We start from the raw sequence: 15398 nt of genomic DNA, 5'->3' as shown, positions 1-15398 counted from the left end.
TTTATTTGTTTGTTCCGAAACCGGTTTCGGCAACGAAAAAGTTAAAAAAGATACAAATTGGCCAATTTTCAACGTTTTTGCGGAAAACCTGCTGTCAGCCCTGAGTTTCGACCAAAGCCTTCAGATTGGTCAGTCCGCGCTCGTAGTCGCCCCCGACCCAGTTATCCATCATCAACCCCATCCACCGGGACATCGGATTCAGGCCCAGATCCGAGACAAACCCCCAGGTCACCTGGGTCTGGTCCCCTTCAGGCTGCAATTCAAAAGAAGCCTGTGCAGTGCCCATCGGACCAAAATCCAGTGCGGTTCTGACAGCCTGATCGGGCGTGCTGGCGGTAATCTCCTGCGAACCTGTCCCGACCTGCGGGTGATCCGAGCTCCAGTTCAAGGTGTTGCCTACGCCGGCTTCGGGCCCGCTATAGGATAGCTGTGTGTTCGGGTCGCGGGACAACCAGGGGGACCATTTCTCGGTCTCTTGCATCGAGTTCACGAACGGAAAAATCACGTTGGGCGGGGCATCAATCGTGATGCTGCGCGACACTTCGGCCTGGCCTGGCAACAGGTAAGAAATACCGACCAGGGCCAATACCAGGACAATGAGGGTAACGAGAATACGTTTAATGAATCGCATAATACGCTCCTGATCCAAACAGGGATGCGGCGACTATACCAAAAAATGGCGCAGAATCAGAGGTCTGATCCAGCGCCATTCATTCAGTCACTTTGTCCGGGGCCGCTCAGACGACCACGAACTTCTGTTCTGCTGGGTCGTAACACTGCAACCCACCCTCGCCAATGTCGGTCCACAGCCCGTGCAGGCTGAGTGAGCTGTCCTCGACCGCGGCGGCAATAAACGGGAAAGTCATCAGGTTTTCGAGCGAGGCAACAACCGCCTGCCTCTCGAATTGACGGGCTTGATCGACACTGTCCTCGATATCGGCCACTAGCTCGTATTTTGGTTTCAGGATGTCCATCCAGCGACCGACAAAGCTTTCTTTGGCTTCCAATTGCGGGGCCTGACCTTTGCACATGTCAATGCAACCCTGAACGCCGCCGCATTGCGAATGGCCCAGCACGATCAGATGCGCAACCTTCAGCGCTGTGACCGCGTATTCAATTGCGGCGCTGGTGCCATGGTGGTCACCGTCCGGCGCATAGGGCGGCACGAGATTGGCAATGTTGCGATGAATGAAAAAGTCACCCTGATCTGCTCCGAACATCGAAGTCACATGAACCCGGCTGTCGCAGCACGAGATAACCATCGCCCGCGGGCGCTGTCCCTCGGTTGCCAGGCGGCGGAACCAGACCTGATTTTCGGAATAGGTGGTGGCTTTCCAACCGTGATACCGTTTGACCAGATAACCTGGCAGAGGTTTCGCTAAGTCCATTCTAGTGTCCATTGTCGTGTTGCTGAAGGTTGCTGTAACCTGAATTCGAGGAAAATTCGAGTGATTATCCTGTTCTTTAGCAAGGTTTTGCAAAGGAATTCACCACCAAGGTCTGGTTATGCCGTGGGGGCGCAATGAATTGGGGTGAATGTGGTGGAAAAGATAGTCACGCTTGAACACAAAGAAACGGTGCGGTTGGATCCGGATCGGTTGACCGGTCTGTACCGGCAACTGGGCGACAAGAACGCGCTGGACGTGCTGTGCCGCACGGTCGAAGAACTGGCCGTGCGCCTTTCAAATTGTGAGCGGTTCTGGCGGCAGCGCGACTGGGCGGGGTTGCGCAAATGCGCCCGCTCGCTGGTGGCGATTTCGGAACAGATCGGCATGATGGCACTGGCCCATGTGGCCGGTGACGTTGCCCGATCGGTGGATGCCGGTGACGTTGTGGCAACCGGCGCCACGTTGTCCCGGTTGGTCCGGGTCGGTGAAATATCGCTGACTGTGATCTGGGATCAGCAGGATCTTTCGGTCTGACAGGGCTTGCAGAGGGATCGTGGGCAGCTAGGCTGGGCACAAATAGAACCAATCGAGATATTCATGACCCTGTCCTTCGCTACTCCCTCCGATCCTTCTGTGCCGCTGCATGTCATTGCACAGCCAGATCTGGACACATGGCTAAGCAGTCAATCCGATCAGGTCACGTCCTGGGTTCGGGCCAGCGGATTTACCGCCGCGCTGGGCCAGGTGGTGCTTATTCCCGGCCCCGAAGGCACACCCGAACATGCGCTGGCCGGATACGGCAAAAGTTCTGGCCGCGCACGCAGACGGTTCCCATTGGCGACCGCTGCCATGGACCTGCCCGAAGGGAATTACCACATTGCCTCGGGCCTGCCCGATGATGCACTGGCCACCGAGTGCCTGGGCTGGCTGCTGACCGGATACGCGTTTGACCGCTATGCCTCGCAATCACCGGCCAAGGCCCGGCTGGTTGCACCCGAAGGGGTGGATGCCGCTCGGATCGAGGTTCTGGCCAATGCCGAGGCCCTGATCCGCGATCTGGTCAATACGCCCGCGTCGGAAATGGGTCCCGATCAATTGCAGGCTGCGACTGAGGCGCTGGCACAGGAATTCGATGCTGTCTGCGAGGTGGTGCGCGGCGCATCTTTGTTGGAACAGAACTTCCCCTTGATCCACACCGTCGGTCGGGCTGCCGCGCAGGATCCGCGCCTGATAGAGATGAACTGGGGCAGCGCGGGGCCGAAACTGACACTGGTGGGCAAAGGAGTTTGTTTTGATACCGGCGGGCTGAACTTGAAGCCGGGAAATTCGATGGCGCTGATGAAGAAGGATATGGGGGGCGCGGCAAATGTTCTGGGTTTGGCGCGGATGATCATGGCGCTGAACCTGCCGCTGCAACTGCGGGTTCTGATACCGGCCGTCGAAAACGCGGTGGCCGGAGATGCCTTTCGGCCCGGCGACATCCTGACTTCACGCAAAGGCCTGACGGTTGAGATCAACAACACCGATGCCGAAGGGCGGCTGGTGCTGGCCGACGCGCTGGCGTTGGCCGATGAGGGCGCGCCGGATCTGGTAATCTCCATGGCGACGCTGACGGGCGCGGCGCGGGTGGCACTGGGGCCGGATCTGGCCCCGTTCTATACGGATGATGACAACGCGGCAGGGGCGTTGGCGCTGGCCGGACAACAGGCTGCTGATCCAGTTTGGCGAATGCCGTTTCATGAGCCGTATGAGACGATGATCGAGCCCGGCATCGCCGATCTGGATAATGCACCCTCTGGCGGGTTCGCGGGATCTATCACTGCCGCCTTGTTCCTGCGCCGGTTCGTGGGTGACAGCCGCTATATGCATTTCGATATTTATTCCTGGCAGCCCGGCAACGCACCTGGGCGCACCAAGGGTGGCTTGGGCCAGGGTCCCCGTGCCCTGCTGACCGCCCTGCCTGAGATGTTGGACCTATGACCCGGAGGCGCGTCATTCACCCGGTCGTTGACCTGCTGCGCCAGCCAGATGGGCCGCGCGATCGTCAACTGTTGTTCGGTGACACGGTCGAGGTGGTCGAAACCCTAACTGGTTGGAGCCGCGTCACCGCAGACAAGGACGGGTATCCCGGCTGGGTGGCCTCGGATCAGCTTGCAGAGCCAGTTCCCGACACCCACTGGATCACCGCCCCGGCCACCCATGCTTATGCCCTGCCGGATATGAAAAGCCCCGATCGCGTATCCTTGAGTTTCGGAAGCAAGGTGCTGGTGTTGTCGGAACAAAACACATTTCTGGAAACGGAATTGGGATTTATTCCTGCGGTTCATGCCAAACTAAACGCCACTCGACTGACCGATCCGGTGTCAGTGGCCGAGCTTTTTTTGGGCACACCCTACCTTTGGGGCGGCAACAGCCGGTTCGGGCTGGATTGCTCAGGTCTCGTGCAGGCCGGGTTGCTGGCCTGCGGCCTGCCTTGCCCCGGCGACAGCGGTGATCAGGAACGAGAGCTGGGCGAGACGCTGCCCAAAGGAACGCCTGCCAAACGCGGCGATCTGCTGTTTTGGAAAGGGCACGTGGCCTGGGTCTATGGTGACAACATGCTGTTGCACGCCAACGCCTTCCACATGGATGTGACGTTCGAGCCGATGGATCAGGCGGTTACGCGCATTCTGGAACAGGGCGACGGGCCTGTGATGGCCCACAAACGGCTCTAATCCAGGTCAACCGAGCGGATTAACTTGCGCTCTAGCACCCGCAAAACCGTGCGAAGATCATGGCCGCGTTTCAGGATACGCCCATCCATTCCAACCACCGAATACATCCCCTGTTTTTGCCGCAGGCGGGGGTCTTTCTCGACCCGGTAGATCGGATGTTCTGCCGTACGCCGAAAGATGGAAAACACCGCCATGTCGCGCAGGTTGGAAATGCCATAATCGCGCCATTCTCCGGCAGCAACCATTCGGCCATAGACTGACAGGATATAGGACATCTCGCGACGGTCGAACGCGACGGGCATCTGGGCCGAATTCGCAGAAAACCGGCTGGGAGGCTGCATGTTCATACCCCAAGCCTCGCCGGAAAACGCATTTGAATCAAGCCCGCTGGTTTGAGTATGTGGCATTTTTGAACCGGTGTGCTTTAGCGCCGTCCAACTTGCCGACAGATCAGGATCACAGGCAAAAGACCCACGGCCAGTATCACCAGCGAAGGGACAGCTGCGCCTTCCAGCCGCTCATCCGAGGCCAGCCGATAGGCCTGCACCGCCAGCGTATCAAAGTTGAAAGGCCGCATGATCAGGGTTGCGGGCAGCTCTTTCATCACGTCTACAAAGACGATCAGCAACGCGGTCAGCAGCGACGGCGTCAGGATTGGCAAATGCACCCGGCGCAGCGTGCCCAGCGGCGTCTGACCCAAGGACCGCGAAGCCGCATCCATATTGGCATGCACCGTGCTCTGCCCGCCTTCATAGGCACTCAGCGCAGCGGCCAGAAAGCGCACCATATAAGCCGCAACCAACAACCAGATTGAACCCGTGACCAGCAAGCCGGTTGAGATATCGAAGGTTTGCCGCATCCACGCATCCAGTGCGTTGTCGAAGCTGGCAAAGGGCACTATCAGCCCCACAGCAATCACGCCCCCCGGCACCGCATAGCCCAGCCGCGCCAGATACCCGGTGCTGGACGACACCTGGCCTGGCCTCAGCCGCTGAAAGAACCCGACGCAGATCGCCGCGCACACCGTTACCACAGCGGCCACGCCCGCAAGGGTCAAAGAGTTCTGGATGAACCCGACATAGCGCCGCGACAGCAGGTTCTGTTCAGATGTCAGCCCCATCTGGATCAGGATGAACACCGGCAGCAAAAAGCCCAGCAGCACCGGAATGACACACAGTGTAAAGGCCGCAGCAGATTGCCAGCCTTTAAGCTGTGCCGAGGGTAAACTGGCGTGGCTTTTGCCCGCTTGATAGTATTTTGCCCTGCCCCGCTGCATCCGTTCGGCCACCGCCATAAGCAAGGCAAAGCCCAGCAGGCATAGGGCCAGTTGCGCCGCTGCAGCCCGGTCTCCGATCGAAAACCAGCTGGTATAGATACCGGTAGCAAAGGTCTGTACGCCGAAATAAGCCACAGTGCCGAAATCGGCGATGGTTTCCATGATCGCCAGCAGGACGCCCCCGGCGATGGCCGGACGGGCCATCGGCAGCGACACATGCCAGAACGCCAGCCACGGGCTTTTGCCCAACGCGCGGGCGGCCAGAAACGCGGTGGCGCTTTGCTGCAGGAACGCCGCACGCGCCAGCAGGTACACATAGGGGTAAAGCACCAGGATCAGCATGACCGCTGCGCCTTCGGTCGAGCGGATCTCGGGGAACCAATAATCCCGCGGACCCCAGCCGGTTACATCGCGCAGGGTGGACTGAACTATGCCCGGATGGTCCAGAATGAACGTATACGCATAGGCCAGCACATAGGCAGGGAAGGCCAGCGGCAGAACCAGAGCGATCTCAAGAAAGCGCACACCGGGAAACCGGGTCATCGTCACCAGCCACGCCGCCCCAACGCCGATGCAAAAGGTACCGGCAGCCACCAGAACCACCAATATGACCGTCGTCAGCGCATAACCGGGCAAAACCGTGTCCAACAGGTGCGAGATCGTATCCGTCCCGCCCGTCACCGCCGCCAGAACGACCGCTACCATTGGCAACAGACACGCAGCCGCCACCAAACATGCCACAGTACCCACCAGCCGGGTGCCAAAAGCACCACGGTTGCGCGTTCCGTGCTCTGAGTAGTCGATTTCGGCCATGGTTCCGGTTTGTGGCTGACAAGCGCAGGTTCGACCTTTAATCGACTAAAACGCTAAGAAACACCAGTGGGCCGGGATACAATTCTGCGGCGCAATCTGCCGCAGAGCTGTTTTCAAGTCACTCGTAGACGCGCTGATCCTCGATCACCAACCCGTCCTTGGGCAGCGTTCCCGGGGCCACGACCTCGATCGCGCCCTTTAGTTTCAACACTTCGATCACTGATCTGGCGTAGGCAATGTCGTCCCCACCCGGGCTTTCGATCTGAACGGTCATGGTGTCCATTTCACCCTGGCGCGCGGCGATGACGCGGGCTTTGACGATCTCAGCGTGTTTGTCGACCAGTGCAGCCACCTGTTCAGGGCGGACGAACATCCCCTTGATCTTGGTGGTCTGATCGGCACGCCCCATCCAGCCTTTGATACGCATGTTGGTTCGACCACAGGGCGATTCACCCGGCATGATCGCGGACAGATCGCCGGTCGCAAACCGGACAAGCGGGTAATCGGGGTTGAGGGTGGTAACCACGACCTCACCCACCTCACCTGCGGCGACAGGGGCTCCGGTGCCCGGGGTGACGATTTCCACAATCACGTGTTCGTCGAGGATCATGCCCTCCATCGCGGGGCTCTCATAGGCGATGTTGCCCAGATCGGCCGTCGCATAACACTGCAGGCAGGAAATTCCGCGATCCGCATAGTCCTGCCGCAGCGACGGAAACAATGCGCCACCGCCCACTACAGCGGATGAGAAATTCAGCGCGACGCCCATCTCGTCGGCCTTGTCCAGGATCACTTTCAGATAGTCCGGCGTACCAGCATACGAGGTGCAGCCCACATCGCGCGCCGCCGTCACCTGCAGCTCGGTCTGGCCGGTTCCGGCAGGCAGCACTGCTGCTCCGACAGCCCGCGCACCGCTTTCGAAAATCATGCCCGCGGGCGTCAGGTGATAGCCAAAACAGTTCTGGACAATGTCACCCGGTCCGACACCTGCGGCGTGCAGAAACCGCCCCATGCGCCACCAATCATGGTCGGTGCTGCCCGGTTCATAGATCGGGCCGGGGGACTGAAACACGTGATGGAAATGGCGCGCCGGTTTGACAGTGAACCCGCCAAAGGGCGGTCGCGTCGCCTGAGCCTGTGCCAGATCAGACTTGCGCAAAACAGGCAGCTTCACAAGATCCTGGACCGAGGTCACATCATCGGTGTCCACATCAGCCATATGCGCGGCAAACCCGGGCGCGGATTTTGCCCGCTGGATCTGGACTCGCAGCGCCTGCGTTTGATCGGCGGCGCGCTGATCAGCTGACCGGGTTTCAAGCGCATCGTAGAATTTCGTCATCGCTAAATCCTCCATCCGCTTACAGCCACCTCTTGCGGCGGCGATACGACCGCACGTCGCGAAAGCTTTTTCGGCCATCGTCGGACATGCCCAGATAGAATTCCTTCACATCTGGGTTTTCACGAAGTTCGGCCGCCGGGCCGTCCATGACGACGCGGCCCGATTCCAGAATGTATCCGTAATGCGCAAACCGCAGCGCCACGTTGGTGTTCTGTTCGGCCAGCAGGAAAGACACGCCTTCCTTTTCGTTCAGATCCTTCACGATGCCAAAAATCTCTTCGACCAGCTGCGGCGCCAAACCCATCGAGGGTTCATCCAGCAGGATCGTCTCGGGCCGCGACATCAGCGCCCGCCCCATCGCCACCATCTGTTGTTCACCGCCCGAGGTATAGCCTGCCTGCGACCGGCGGCGTTCCTTGAGGCGGGGGAAATATGTATAAACCAGTTCCAAATCCTGCAGGATCGCGGCTTTGCCATCCTTACGGGTATAAGCTCCGGTCAGCAGGTTTTCTTCGACCGTCAGGTGCTCGAAACAGTGGCGGCCTTCCATTACCTGGATGACGCCTTTTTCCACCAAAACAGCGGGGTCACTTTCATGTACGCTGGTGCCGCGATATTTGATCGTGCCTTTTGTCACCTCGCCACGTTCGGAATGCAGCAGGTTGGACACCGCCTTCAGCGTCGTTGTCTTACCCGCACCATTGCCACCCAGCAGCGCGGTGATACCGCCTTTGGGAACCGTCAGGCTGACACCTTTAAGAACGAGGATCACATGGTTGTAGATCACCTCGATATTGTTGACCTCTAGCAGGGTATCGGCCTGCACTTCGGTGTTTTCTGCCGCATCCAGCATCTGCGCGTGTCCTCGTGCGAGTGTCGGGTTCGGGACGGCGGCCAACCGCCGCCCCGCGTGTCAAAAGCGCCTTAGTTGCAGCGCGATTCGATGTTGTTTTCCGCCGCATAGGCTGCGGAATCCTCGTTGATCAGCGCACCAATTACGTCGCCATCGGTGGCTTTAAACTCTGAGATCAGCGACCAAGTCTTGTTGGCTGCGTCCCACTGGGTCACACCAACCAATGCATCACCTCCGTGGTTTTCACACGACACCGAGAAGGTTGGACCGAAGTTCGGCAGACCCAGTTCGACCATCTTCGCTTCGGTGATCTCCAGCGCTTCCATGCCATCACGCATTTCTGCGGGGGTAATGTCGGCATTGCCCGAGATTTCCTGAGCTTTCTTGACGGCTTCCGACGCCAGCATCGCCGCATAAAGACCACGGTTATACAGAACCGTGCCCACCTGATCGCCAGCACCCGCAGCCTTGCCCGTATCGACGACATATTTCTGGATGTCGTCAAACACCGGGAAATCCGTGCCCACATTGTGGAAGGTCAACGCCTTGTAGCCATTGGCGGCTTCGCCCGCTGGCAACACGTCGTTTTCCGAACCCGACCACCAGATGCCGATGAAGTTCTCCATCGGGAAACGGATGTTGGCGGCTTCTTGCACAGCAACCTGGTTCATCACACCCCAGCCCCACATCAGCACATAATCCGGCTTGTCACGGCGGATCTGCAGCCACTGGGACTTTTGTTCCTGACCGGGATGATCCACCGGCAACGCCGCCAGTTCAAAGCCGTGTTTCTTGGACAGCTCTTCCAGTGTACGGATCGGTTCTTTGCCATAGGCCGAGTTGTGATAGACCAAAGCGATTTTCTTACCGCTCAGATCGCCACCGTTTTCCTCAAGCAGATAGTTGATCGCGCCCGAAGCTCCATCCCAGTAGTTGGCGGGATAGTTGAACGTATGGCTGAACACATCGCCGTTTTTAGCCGAGGTCCGACCATAGCCCATCGTGTGCAACGGGATGCCATCTGCGGTCACTTTTGGGATCAGCTGATAGGTGATGCCGGTCGACAGCGGTTGATAGACTAACGCGCCTTCGCCTTTGGTGGATTCATAGCATTCCACACCTTTTTCAGTGTTATAGCCCGTCTCGCACTCGACCATGCGGACCGGAACACCGCCAATGCCACCATCCCGTTCGTTCAGAAGGGTGAAATAGTCGTTGTATCCATCCGAGAACGGGATGCCGCCAGCCGCATAAGGCCCGGTACGATAGCTCAGATCTGGTATGACCAGATCCGCCAGTGCCGGCCCAGCGGCCATCAAGGCGCCCAGCGCCATGGTTGCCAGTTTTGTTGTCATCGGGTGTTTCCTCCCTTGATTAATCCGATGTTGTGTTCGGGCTTTCCCACCCGTTTTTTGATTGGGCCAGCCCCCTAGTGGGGGAATGGCCAGAGTCTGAGTTTCTCTTTGGTCACGCGCCAAAGCTGCGCCAGACCGTGCGGCTCGAGGATCAAGAACATGATGATCAGCGCACCGACAATCACCAGTTGCAGATGGGCGACGATATCCGTGGGCCAGCCCAGCACGTCGACACCAACCACCTTGAGAACGACGGGCAGCAGCACCAGAAACGCAGCACCCGCAAAGGATCCGAAAATCGAACCCAGGCCGCCAATGATCACCATGAACAGCACCAGGAAAGATTTCTGGATGCCGAACACTTCGCCAACCTCGACCGCACCGAGGTACACGGCAAAAAACAGCGCCCCTGCGATACCGACAAAGAAAGAACTGACGGCAAAAGCTGTCAGCTTGGCCTTGAGAGGGTTTACCCCGATAATCTCGGCCGCAATGTCCATGTCGCGGATCGCCATCCAGGAACGCCCCGTGGTGCCGCGGGTCAAGTTGCGTGCGATGATGGCGCAGAAGGCCAGGAAGATTAGGCAGAACAAATAAGTCGCCCAGGCTGGCGCGTTTGGTCCGGTGATGATGATACCGAATACATCCCGCTCGGGCGCGTTTATCTGTCCCGAGGCGGAATAGTTGTAGAACCATGGGACCCTGTTGAACAGCCAGACCAGAAAGAACTGTGCAGCCAGGGTGGCCACCGCCAGATAAAACCCTTTGATCCGCAGAGATGGCAGGCCGAACAATACGCCAACAATGGCCGTGACCCCTCCGGCAAGGAACACGTGGACAAACATGCTGACATCCGGGAACGCGGTCATTAGTTTGTAACAAGCATAGGCCCCCACGGCCATGAACCCGCCCGTGCCCAGCGACACCTGCCCGCAATAACCCACCAAAATGTTCAACCCGATCGCCGCGATAGCGTAAATCAGGAACGGTAGCAGCAGCGCATTGGCCCAATAGTCATTGATGATAAAAGGGATGATCCCAAAACCCACCGCCAGCACCACATAATACCGATACCGGTCGAACTTGATCGGGAAGGTCTGGCTGTCATCTGTGTAGGAGGTTTTGAAATCTCCAGCCTCACGATAAAACATATCTTACTTTCCCCATTCTTCCTGCGCTCTGTTTCGGGTCGCGGCGTCCAGTTGTTTGGACCCTTTGGCGTAACCGCTTGCCTCGGATGTGCGCACCAGTTTCATGTAGGCCATGATGCCCGTAACCAGCCCGGCAAAGGCCAGGATCGCTGCGATCACCAACTGGCCCTCGGTCAGGTCATCCGAGGTCAGGGCGATATAGCCAAAGGCCCAGAATCCGGCCCACGCGATCACATTGAGGATGGCAATCAGTTTTGACATCGCTACACCCTCTCGATGATCTTTTCGCCGAACAGGCCTTGCGGCCGGAACACCAGGAAGATCAGCGCCAGCACATAAGCAAACCAGTTCTCGGTCGCGCCGCCGACCAGCGGGCCGATGGCAAACTCAAACAGTTTCTCACCCACACCGATGATCAGCCCACCTACAATGGCACCGGGGATCGAGGTGAACCCGCCCAGCATCAGCACCGGCAGCGCCTTGAGCGCGATCAGCGACAGGGAAAACTGCACGCCCGACTTGGTGCCCCACATGATGCCCGCGACCAGCGCGACAAAACCCGCAACCGACCAGACCATGATCCAGATGAAGTTCAGCGAGATCCCCACCGACAAAGCCGCCTGATGGTCGTCGGCCACCGCGCGCATTGCCCGGCCCTGTTTGGTGTACTGGCTAAAGGCAACAAGAGCAGCCACCAACAGCGCCGCAATCACCGTCGCCACAACATCCAGATTGTCGATGAAAAAACCGTAGCCAAAGATGTTGAACGTGCTTTCGTCGATCCACAGGTTGATACCCTGCGGCAGACCCACATCCAGCTTTTTGATTTCAGACCCCCACATCAAGTCGGCCACGCCCTCAAGGAAATAGGCCAGACCGATGGTCGCCATGAACAGGATAATCGGCTCTTGCCCTACCAGATGGCGCATGACAAAGCGCTGAACGGCCCAGGCAAGCAGAACCATCACTGCCATGGTCAAAAGGATGGCGAACAGCGCAGGTACGTTCCAACCGAAATAGTGGATATGCGTCCCGAAGGTCGCGTTGATTAGATGGGAAAACGGCACCTGCCCGTTCATGATCCCCACCAGTGTCATCGCCGCGAACAGGGCCATAACCCCTTGGGCATAATTGAAAATCCCAGAGGCTTTGTAAATCAGAACAAAGCCCAGCGCGACCAGCGCATACAACACCCCGGCCATCAGGCCATTCAGGATGACCTCCATCGCGTAAATCAACTGATCAGGCATGTGCGCCCCCTCTCATGTCTGTCAGATGGTCAGTCATGGCTCACCCCCAGATAGGCGTCGATGACTTCCTGGTTGTTGCGTACCTCATCGGGTGTGCCGTCGCCGATCTTGCGGCCGTAATCCATCACCACCACGCGGTCGCTCAGGTCCATGACAACGCCCATATCGTGTTCGATCAGGGCGATGGTGGTGCCAAATTCATCATTCACGTCCAGGATAAAGCGGCTCATGTCCTCTTTCTCTTCGACGTTCATGCCGGCCATCGGCTCGTCCAGCAGCAACAGTTTGGGTTCCGCCGCCAAGGCACGGGCCAGTTCGACCCGCTTTTTCAACCCGTATGGCAGGCGGGACACCGGCGTTTTGCGGATGTGCTGGATTTCCAGGAAATCGATAATCTTTTCGACCGCCTCGCGGTTTTCATTCTCTTCGGCTTCGGCTTTACCCTTCCACAGCGCCTGCTGCAGAATGTTGGTTTTCATAAAGCTCAACCGCCCGGTCATGACGTTGTCCAGCACGCTCATACCTTCGAACAGGGCGATGTTCTGGAAGGTCCGCGCGATCCCCTGCTGGGCTACTTCAAACGGGCGCATCTGTGGTCGCTTGGCCCCGTGGAACCAGACCTCGCCCTCTTGCGGTACATAAAACCCCGAGATCACGTTCAGCATCGAGGACTTCCCCGCGCCGTTCGGGCCGATAATGGCCCGGATCTCACCCTCGCGAATGTCGAACGAGATATCCTTTATCGCCACCACACCGCCAAAGCGCAGGGTGATGTTCTTCATCTCCATCACCACAGCGCCGATCTTGCGGCCGTCGTCGGTGACATATCCTTCGGAATTATCCAGCATCATTTGCCCACTTCACAACATGGTTCAAAAAAAGACAGCTCAGGACGCCAGCGCCAAGATATCCGTAGATCGCACCGCCATCGAAAGCTTTCGCAGGATAGGCCAACCCGCACATACCCCCGACCGCTGATCCAATGAGGGCACTAGCTACAGACGAAACACGCTTCGAAAGTCGCTCTGAAACAAAGACAACTGCTCCAGCGCCGGCACCCATCGACAATGCCACTATCAAAACCGGCACCAAGATCGTCATTCCGCCGCCACCTTGTGCTGCACAGCCGCCACAACCGGCGCGTCCACGATCTTCAGCGTCGCGCTGATCGATCCCTTACGGCCATCCTCATAGGTTACTTCGGTTGTGGTCGAGACGGTTTCAGACCCGTCATAGAGCGCCGCGATGATGTCGCTGAATTTCTCTTCAACGAACCCGCGCCGCACTTTCCGTGTCCGGGTCATTTCCCCGTCATCCGCGTCCAGTTCCTTGTGCAACACCACAAAGCGATGCACCTGGCAACCCGACAACATTTCATCAGCCGCGACAGATTTGTTGACCTCTTCCACATGGGATTTGATCGTCTCTAACACTTGCGGATGTGCTGTCAGTTCCTGATAGGACCCATAGGCGACGTTGTTGCGCTCGGCCCAGTTGCCCACTGCCGTCAGGTCGATATTGATGAAGGCCACGCAGCGATCCTTGCCGTTTCCGAACAGCACGACCTCAAGAATATCGGGATAGAATTTCAGCTTGTTCTCGACATATTTCGGCGCAAACATCGACCCGTCGGCCATTTTACCCACATCCTTGGCGCGGTCGATGATCCGCAGATGGCCGCTGCTTTCCTCGATGAACCCGGCATCCCCCGTGGCCACCCAGCCTTCGGCATCTTTGGTCGAGGCGGTGGAGTCTGGGTTCTTGAAATACTCGACAAACACGCCGGGCGAGCGATAGTGAATCTCGCCCGTCTCATCAATCTTCAGCTCAACGTCCGGCGCAGGTACGCCCACCGTATCGGCCCGCACCTCGCCATCCGGCTGCACGGTGATAAAGACCGTCGCCTCGGTCTGACCATAAAGCTGCTTCAGGTTGATGCCCAATGAGCGATAGAAATCAAAGATTTCCGGCCCGATCGCTTCACCAGCTGTATAACCCACGCGAAACCGCCCATAGCCCAACGTGTCCTTGAGCGGCCCGTAAACCAACATATTGCCCAGCGCGTATTTGACACGATCACCAAAACCCACCGGTTTGCCGTCCAACAGCTGCCCGCCAACCTTCTTGGCATGCGCCATGAAGTGATGAAACATCCGCTGCTTCAGCTTGCCCGCATCCTCCATCCGGATCATCACATTGGTCAGCTGGGTTTCGAACACCCGCGGCGGGGCAAAGAAATAAGTAGGCCCGATTTCGCGTAAGTCGGTCATCATCGTGTCGGCGCTTTCGGGGCAGTTCACGCAGAACCCGCACCAATAGGCTTGCCCGATGGAGAAGATAAAATCGCCGACCCAGGCCATCGGCAGATAAGAAAGGATGTCTTCATTCCGGGTCAGGTGATCAAACTCGGCCGAGTTTTTGGCGCTTTCGATCACGTTCCGGTTCGACAGCACCACGCCCTTTGGCTTGCCCGTGGTGCCCGAGGTATAGAGCATCACGCAGGTGTCGTCGTAAGTCAGCGCGCCGATCCGCTTGTCCAGTTCCGCATCAAAACGTGCGTGGCCAGCGCTGCCTTCGGCCTTGATGTCGTCCAGCGCGTTCATCTGGGCATGGTCGTACTTCCGCATCCCGCGTTTGTCGGTATAGAGGATATGTTTGACCTGATGCAGGTTTTCCTGAATTTCAACGACTTTGTCGACCTGCTCCTGATCGCCGCAGACCACGTATTTCGCGCCGCAATGTTCCAGCACATAGGCCATCTCTTCGGCGACGGAATCCTGATAAAGCGGCACCGGCACCGCGCCCACCATTTGCGCAGCGACCATTGACCAGTAATGCGCCGGGCGGTTGCGGCCGATCACAGCGATATGGTCGCCCTTCTCGATGCCAAGCTCCAGAAATCCCAGCGCGATAGCACGGATTTCCGCGGCTGCCTCGGCCCAGGTCCAGCATTGCCAGATCCCAAATTCCTTTTCCCGATAGGCCGGGACATTCCCGAACTGCGTCGCATTGCGATGTAACAGCGCCGGAAGGGAAACCATCCCCTCAGCGCCCGACTGCGTCTGAGCCAATCTCTTTCTCCTCCCCATCCGGCCCTCCCCGGGCCGGAAACGGCGGACCCGAGGCCAAACCCCGGACGCCAGCGCCCCGATTAAGGGACGGTTGCACGATCAGCGTCAACTTTTTCCTGATGTTTTCTCAATTCTTACGAATTGTAACACGATCTAATGGGCTTTGGATGCGCGGAGTTTTGGTTTGT

At 58.2% G+C, this 15398-nt stretch carries 16 protein-coding genes; 4 read left to right on the top strand and 12 right to left on the bottom strand.

Annotation, left to right across the window (positions count from 1 at the left end):
• Nucleotides 1–94: 94 nt before the first annotated feature.
• Entirely contained in the window at nt 95–631 is a 537-nt protein-coding gene (locus RUM8411_RS09940; protein WP_085822538.1) for an SRPBCC family protein, read from the bottom strand.
• Nucleotides 632–737: 106 nt separating this feature from the next.
• Nucleotides 738–1388, bottom strand: coding sequence for a carbonic anhydrase (locus RUM8411_RS09935; protein ID WP_085822537.1), 651 nt, complete (start codon nt 1386–1388; stop codon nt 738–740).
• A gap of 144 nt (nt 1389–1532) precedes the next feature.
• Between RUM8411_RS09935 and RUM8411_RS09930 the strand changes: the two genes are divergently transcribed.
• The 4 genes from RUM8411_RS09930 to RUM8411_RS09920 all read left to right on the top strand — a co-directional run bounded on the left by RUM8411_RS09930 (nt 1533) and on the right by RUM8411_RS09920 (nt 4102).
• Nucleotides 1533–1922 (top strand): hypothetical protein, encoded by a 390-nt coding sequence (locus tag RUM8411_RS09930; protein ID WP_085822536.1) that lies wholly within the window; start codon nt 1533–1535, stop codon nt 1920–1922.
• 63 nt (nt 1923–1985) lie between these two features.
• Nucleotides 1986–3368, top strand: coding sequence for a leucyl aminopeptidase family protein (locus RUM8411_RS09925; protein ID WP_085822535.1), 1383 nt, complete (start codon nt 1986–1988; stop codon nt 3366–3368).
• Entirely contained in the window at nt 3349–3399 is a 51-nt protein-coding gene (locus tag RUM8411_RS23230) for a hypothetical protein (protein WP_370738037.1), read from the top strand. Before RUM8411_RS09925 ends, RUM8411_RS23230 begins: the two co-directional genes overlap by 20 nt.
• Nucleotides 3383–4102 (top strand): C40 family peptidase, encoded by a 720-nt coding sequence (locus RUM8411_RS09920; RefSeq protein WP_234995196.1) that lies wholly within the window; start codon nt 3383–3385, stop codon nt 4100–4102. The genes RUM8411_RS23230 and RUM8411_RS09920 overlap by 17 nt, the downstream gene beginning before the upstream one ends.
• Here the strand turns inward: RUM8411_RS09920 and RUM8411_RS09915 are convergent.
• From RUM8411_RS09915 to RUM8411_RS09865, 10 genes are all read right to left on the bottom strand, one after another.
• Nucleotides 4099–4449, bottom strand: coding sequence for a DUF2794 domain-containing protein (locus RUM8411_RS09915; RefSeq protein WP_085822768.1), 351 nt, complete (start codon nt 4447–4449; stop codon nt 4099–4101). The two genes, RUM8411_RS09920 and RUM8411_RS09915, sit on opposite strands and share 4 nt — an antisense overlap.
• 77 nt (nt 4450–4526) lie before the next feature.
• On the bottom strand, nt 4527–6191 hold the full coding sequence (locus RUM8411_RS09910; protein WP_085822533.1) for an ABC transporter permease: 1665 nt from the start codon (nt 6189–6191) through the stop codon (nt 4527–4529).
• Nucleotides 6192–6309: 118 nt separating this feature from the next.
• Nucleotides 6310–7530, bottom strand: coding sequence for a phenylacetate--CoA ligase family protein (locus tag RUM8411_RS09905; protein WP_085822532.1), 1221 nt, complete (start codon nt 7528–7530; stop codon nt 6310–6312).
• Nucleotides 7531–7549: 19 nt separating this feature from the next.
• Nucleotides 7550–8383, bottom strand: a complete 834-nt coding sequence (locus RUM8411_RS09900) for an ABC transporter ATP-binding protein (RefSeq protein WP_085822531.1) — start codon at nt 8381–8383, stop codon at nt 7550–7552.
• A gap of 71 nt (nt 8384–8454) precedes the next feature.
• Nucleotides 8455–9738 carry an ABC transporter substrate-binding protein gene (locus RUM8411_RS09895; protein ID WP_085822530.1) on the bottom strand — a complete coding sequence of 428 codons (1284 nt, stop codon included), beginning with the start codon at nt 9736–9738 and terminating at the stop codon, nt 8455–8457.
• Nucleotides 9739–9812: 74 nt separating this feature from the next.
• Nucleotides 9813–10889, bottom strand: coding sequence for a branched-chain amino acid ABC transporter permease (locus tag RUM8411_RS09890; protein WP_085822529.1), 1077 nt, complete (start codon nt 10887–10889; stop codon nt 9813–9815).
• Between the two features lie 3 nt (nt 10890–10892).
• Nucleotides 10893–11150, bottom strand: coding sequence for a hypothetical protein (locus RUM8411_RS09885; protein ID WP_085822528.1), 258 nt, complete (start codon nt 11148–11150; stop codon nt 10893–10895).
• Between the two features lie 2 nt (nt 11151–11152).
• Nucleotides 11153–12139, bottom strand: coding sequence for a branched-chain amino acid ABC transporter permease (locus RUM8411_RS09880; protein WP_085822527.1), 987 nt, complete (start codon nt 12137–12139; stop codon nt 11153–11155).
• Nucleotides 12140–12168: 29 nt separating this feature from the next.
• A complete protein-coding gene (locus RUM8411_RS09875) occupies nt 12169–12987 on the bottom strand; it encodes an ABC transporter ATP-binding protein (RefSeq protein ID WP_085822767.1) in 819 nt (272 codons plus the stop codon).
• A gap of 249 nt (nt 12988–13236) precedes the next feature.
• The gene (locus RUM8411_RS09865; protein WP_200818565.1) at nt 13237–15180 is read right to left on the bottom strand and encodes an AMP-binding protein; all 1944 of its coding nucleotides are present in this window, start codon (nt 15178–15180) and stop codon (nt 13237–13239) included.
• Between the last annotated feature and the right edge of the window lie 218 nt (nt 15181–15398).

Source organism: Ruegeria meonggei, assembly GCF_900172215.1.
Classification (GTDB): Bacteria; Pseudomonadota; Alphaproteobacteria; order Rhodobacterales; family Rhodobacteraceae; genus Ruegeria; species Ruegeria meonggei.
The sequence above is the reverse complement of the archived record's forward strand: the minus strand, read 5'-3'. Positions and strand labels throughout refer to the sequence as shown.

What these genes read in the sequence shown, in the direction of transcription:
- RUM8411_RS09940 (WP_085822538.1), bottom strand. Translation starts at nt 631, where the DNA reads ATGCGATTCATTAAACGTATTCTCGTTACCCTCATTGTCCTGGTATTG.
- RUM8411_RS09935 (WP_085822537.1), bottom strand. Translation starts at nt 1,388, where the DNA reads ATGGACTTAGCGAAACCTCTGCCAGGTTATCTGGTCAAACGGTATCAC.
- RUM8411_RS09925 (WP_085822535.1), top strand. Translation starts at nt 1,986, where the DNA reads ATGACCCTGTCCTTCGCTACTCCCTCCGATCCTTCTGTGCCGCTGCAT.
- RUM8411_RS09915 (WP_085822768.1), bottom strand. Translation starts at nt 4,449, where the DNA reads ATGAACATGCAGCCTCCCAGCCGGTTTTCTGCGAATTCGGCCCAGATG.
- RUM8411_RS09910 (WP_085822533.1), bottom strand. Translation starts at nt 6,191, where the DNA reads ATGGCCGAAATCGACTACTCAGAGCACGGAACGCGCAACCGTGGTGCT.
- RUM8411_RS09905 (WP_085822532.1), bottom strand. Translation starts at nt 7,530, where the DNA reads ATGACGAAATTCTACGATGCGCTTGAAACCCGGTCAGCTGATCAGCGC.
- RUM8411_RS09900 (WP_085822531.1), bottom strand. Translation starts at nt 8,383, where the DNA reads ATGCTGGATGCGGCAGAAAACACCGAAGTGCAGGCCGATACCCTGCTA.
- RUM8411_RS09895 (WP_085822530.1), bottom strand. Translation starts at nt 9,738, where the DNA reads ATGACAACAAAACTGGCAACCATGGCGCTGGGCGCCTTGATGGCCGCT.
- RUM8411_RS09890 (WP_085822529.1), bottom strand. Translation starts at nt 10,889, where the DNA reads ATGTTTTATCGTGAGGCTGGAGATTTCAAAACCTCCTACACAGATGAC.
- RUM8411_RS09885 (WP_085822528.1), bottom strand. Translation starts at nt 11,150, where the DNA reads ATGTCAAAACTGATTGCCATCCTCAATGTGATCGCGTGGGCCGGATTC.
- RUM8411_RS09880 (WP_085822527.1), bottom strand. Translation starts at nt 12,139, where the DNA reads ATGCCTGATCAGTTGATTTACGCGATGGAGGTCATCCTGAATGGCCTG.
- RUM8411_RS09875 (WP_085822767.1), bottom strand. Translation starts at nt 12,987, where the DNA reads ATGCTGGATAATTCCGAAGGATATGTCACCGACGACGGCCGCAAGATC.
- RUM8411_RS09865 (WP_200818565.1), bottom strand. Translation starts at nt 15,180, where the DNA reads ATGGTTTCCCTTCCGGCGCTGTTACATCGCAATGCGACGCAGTTCGGG.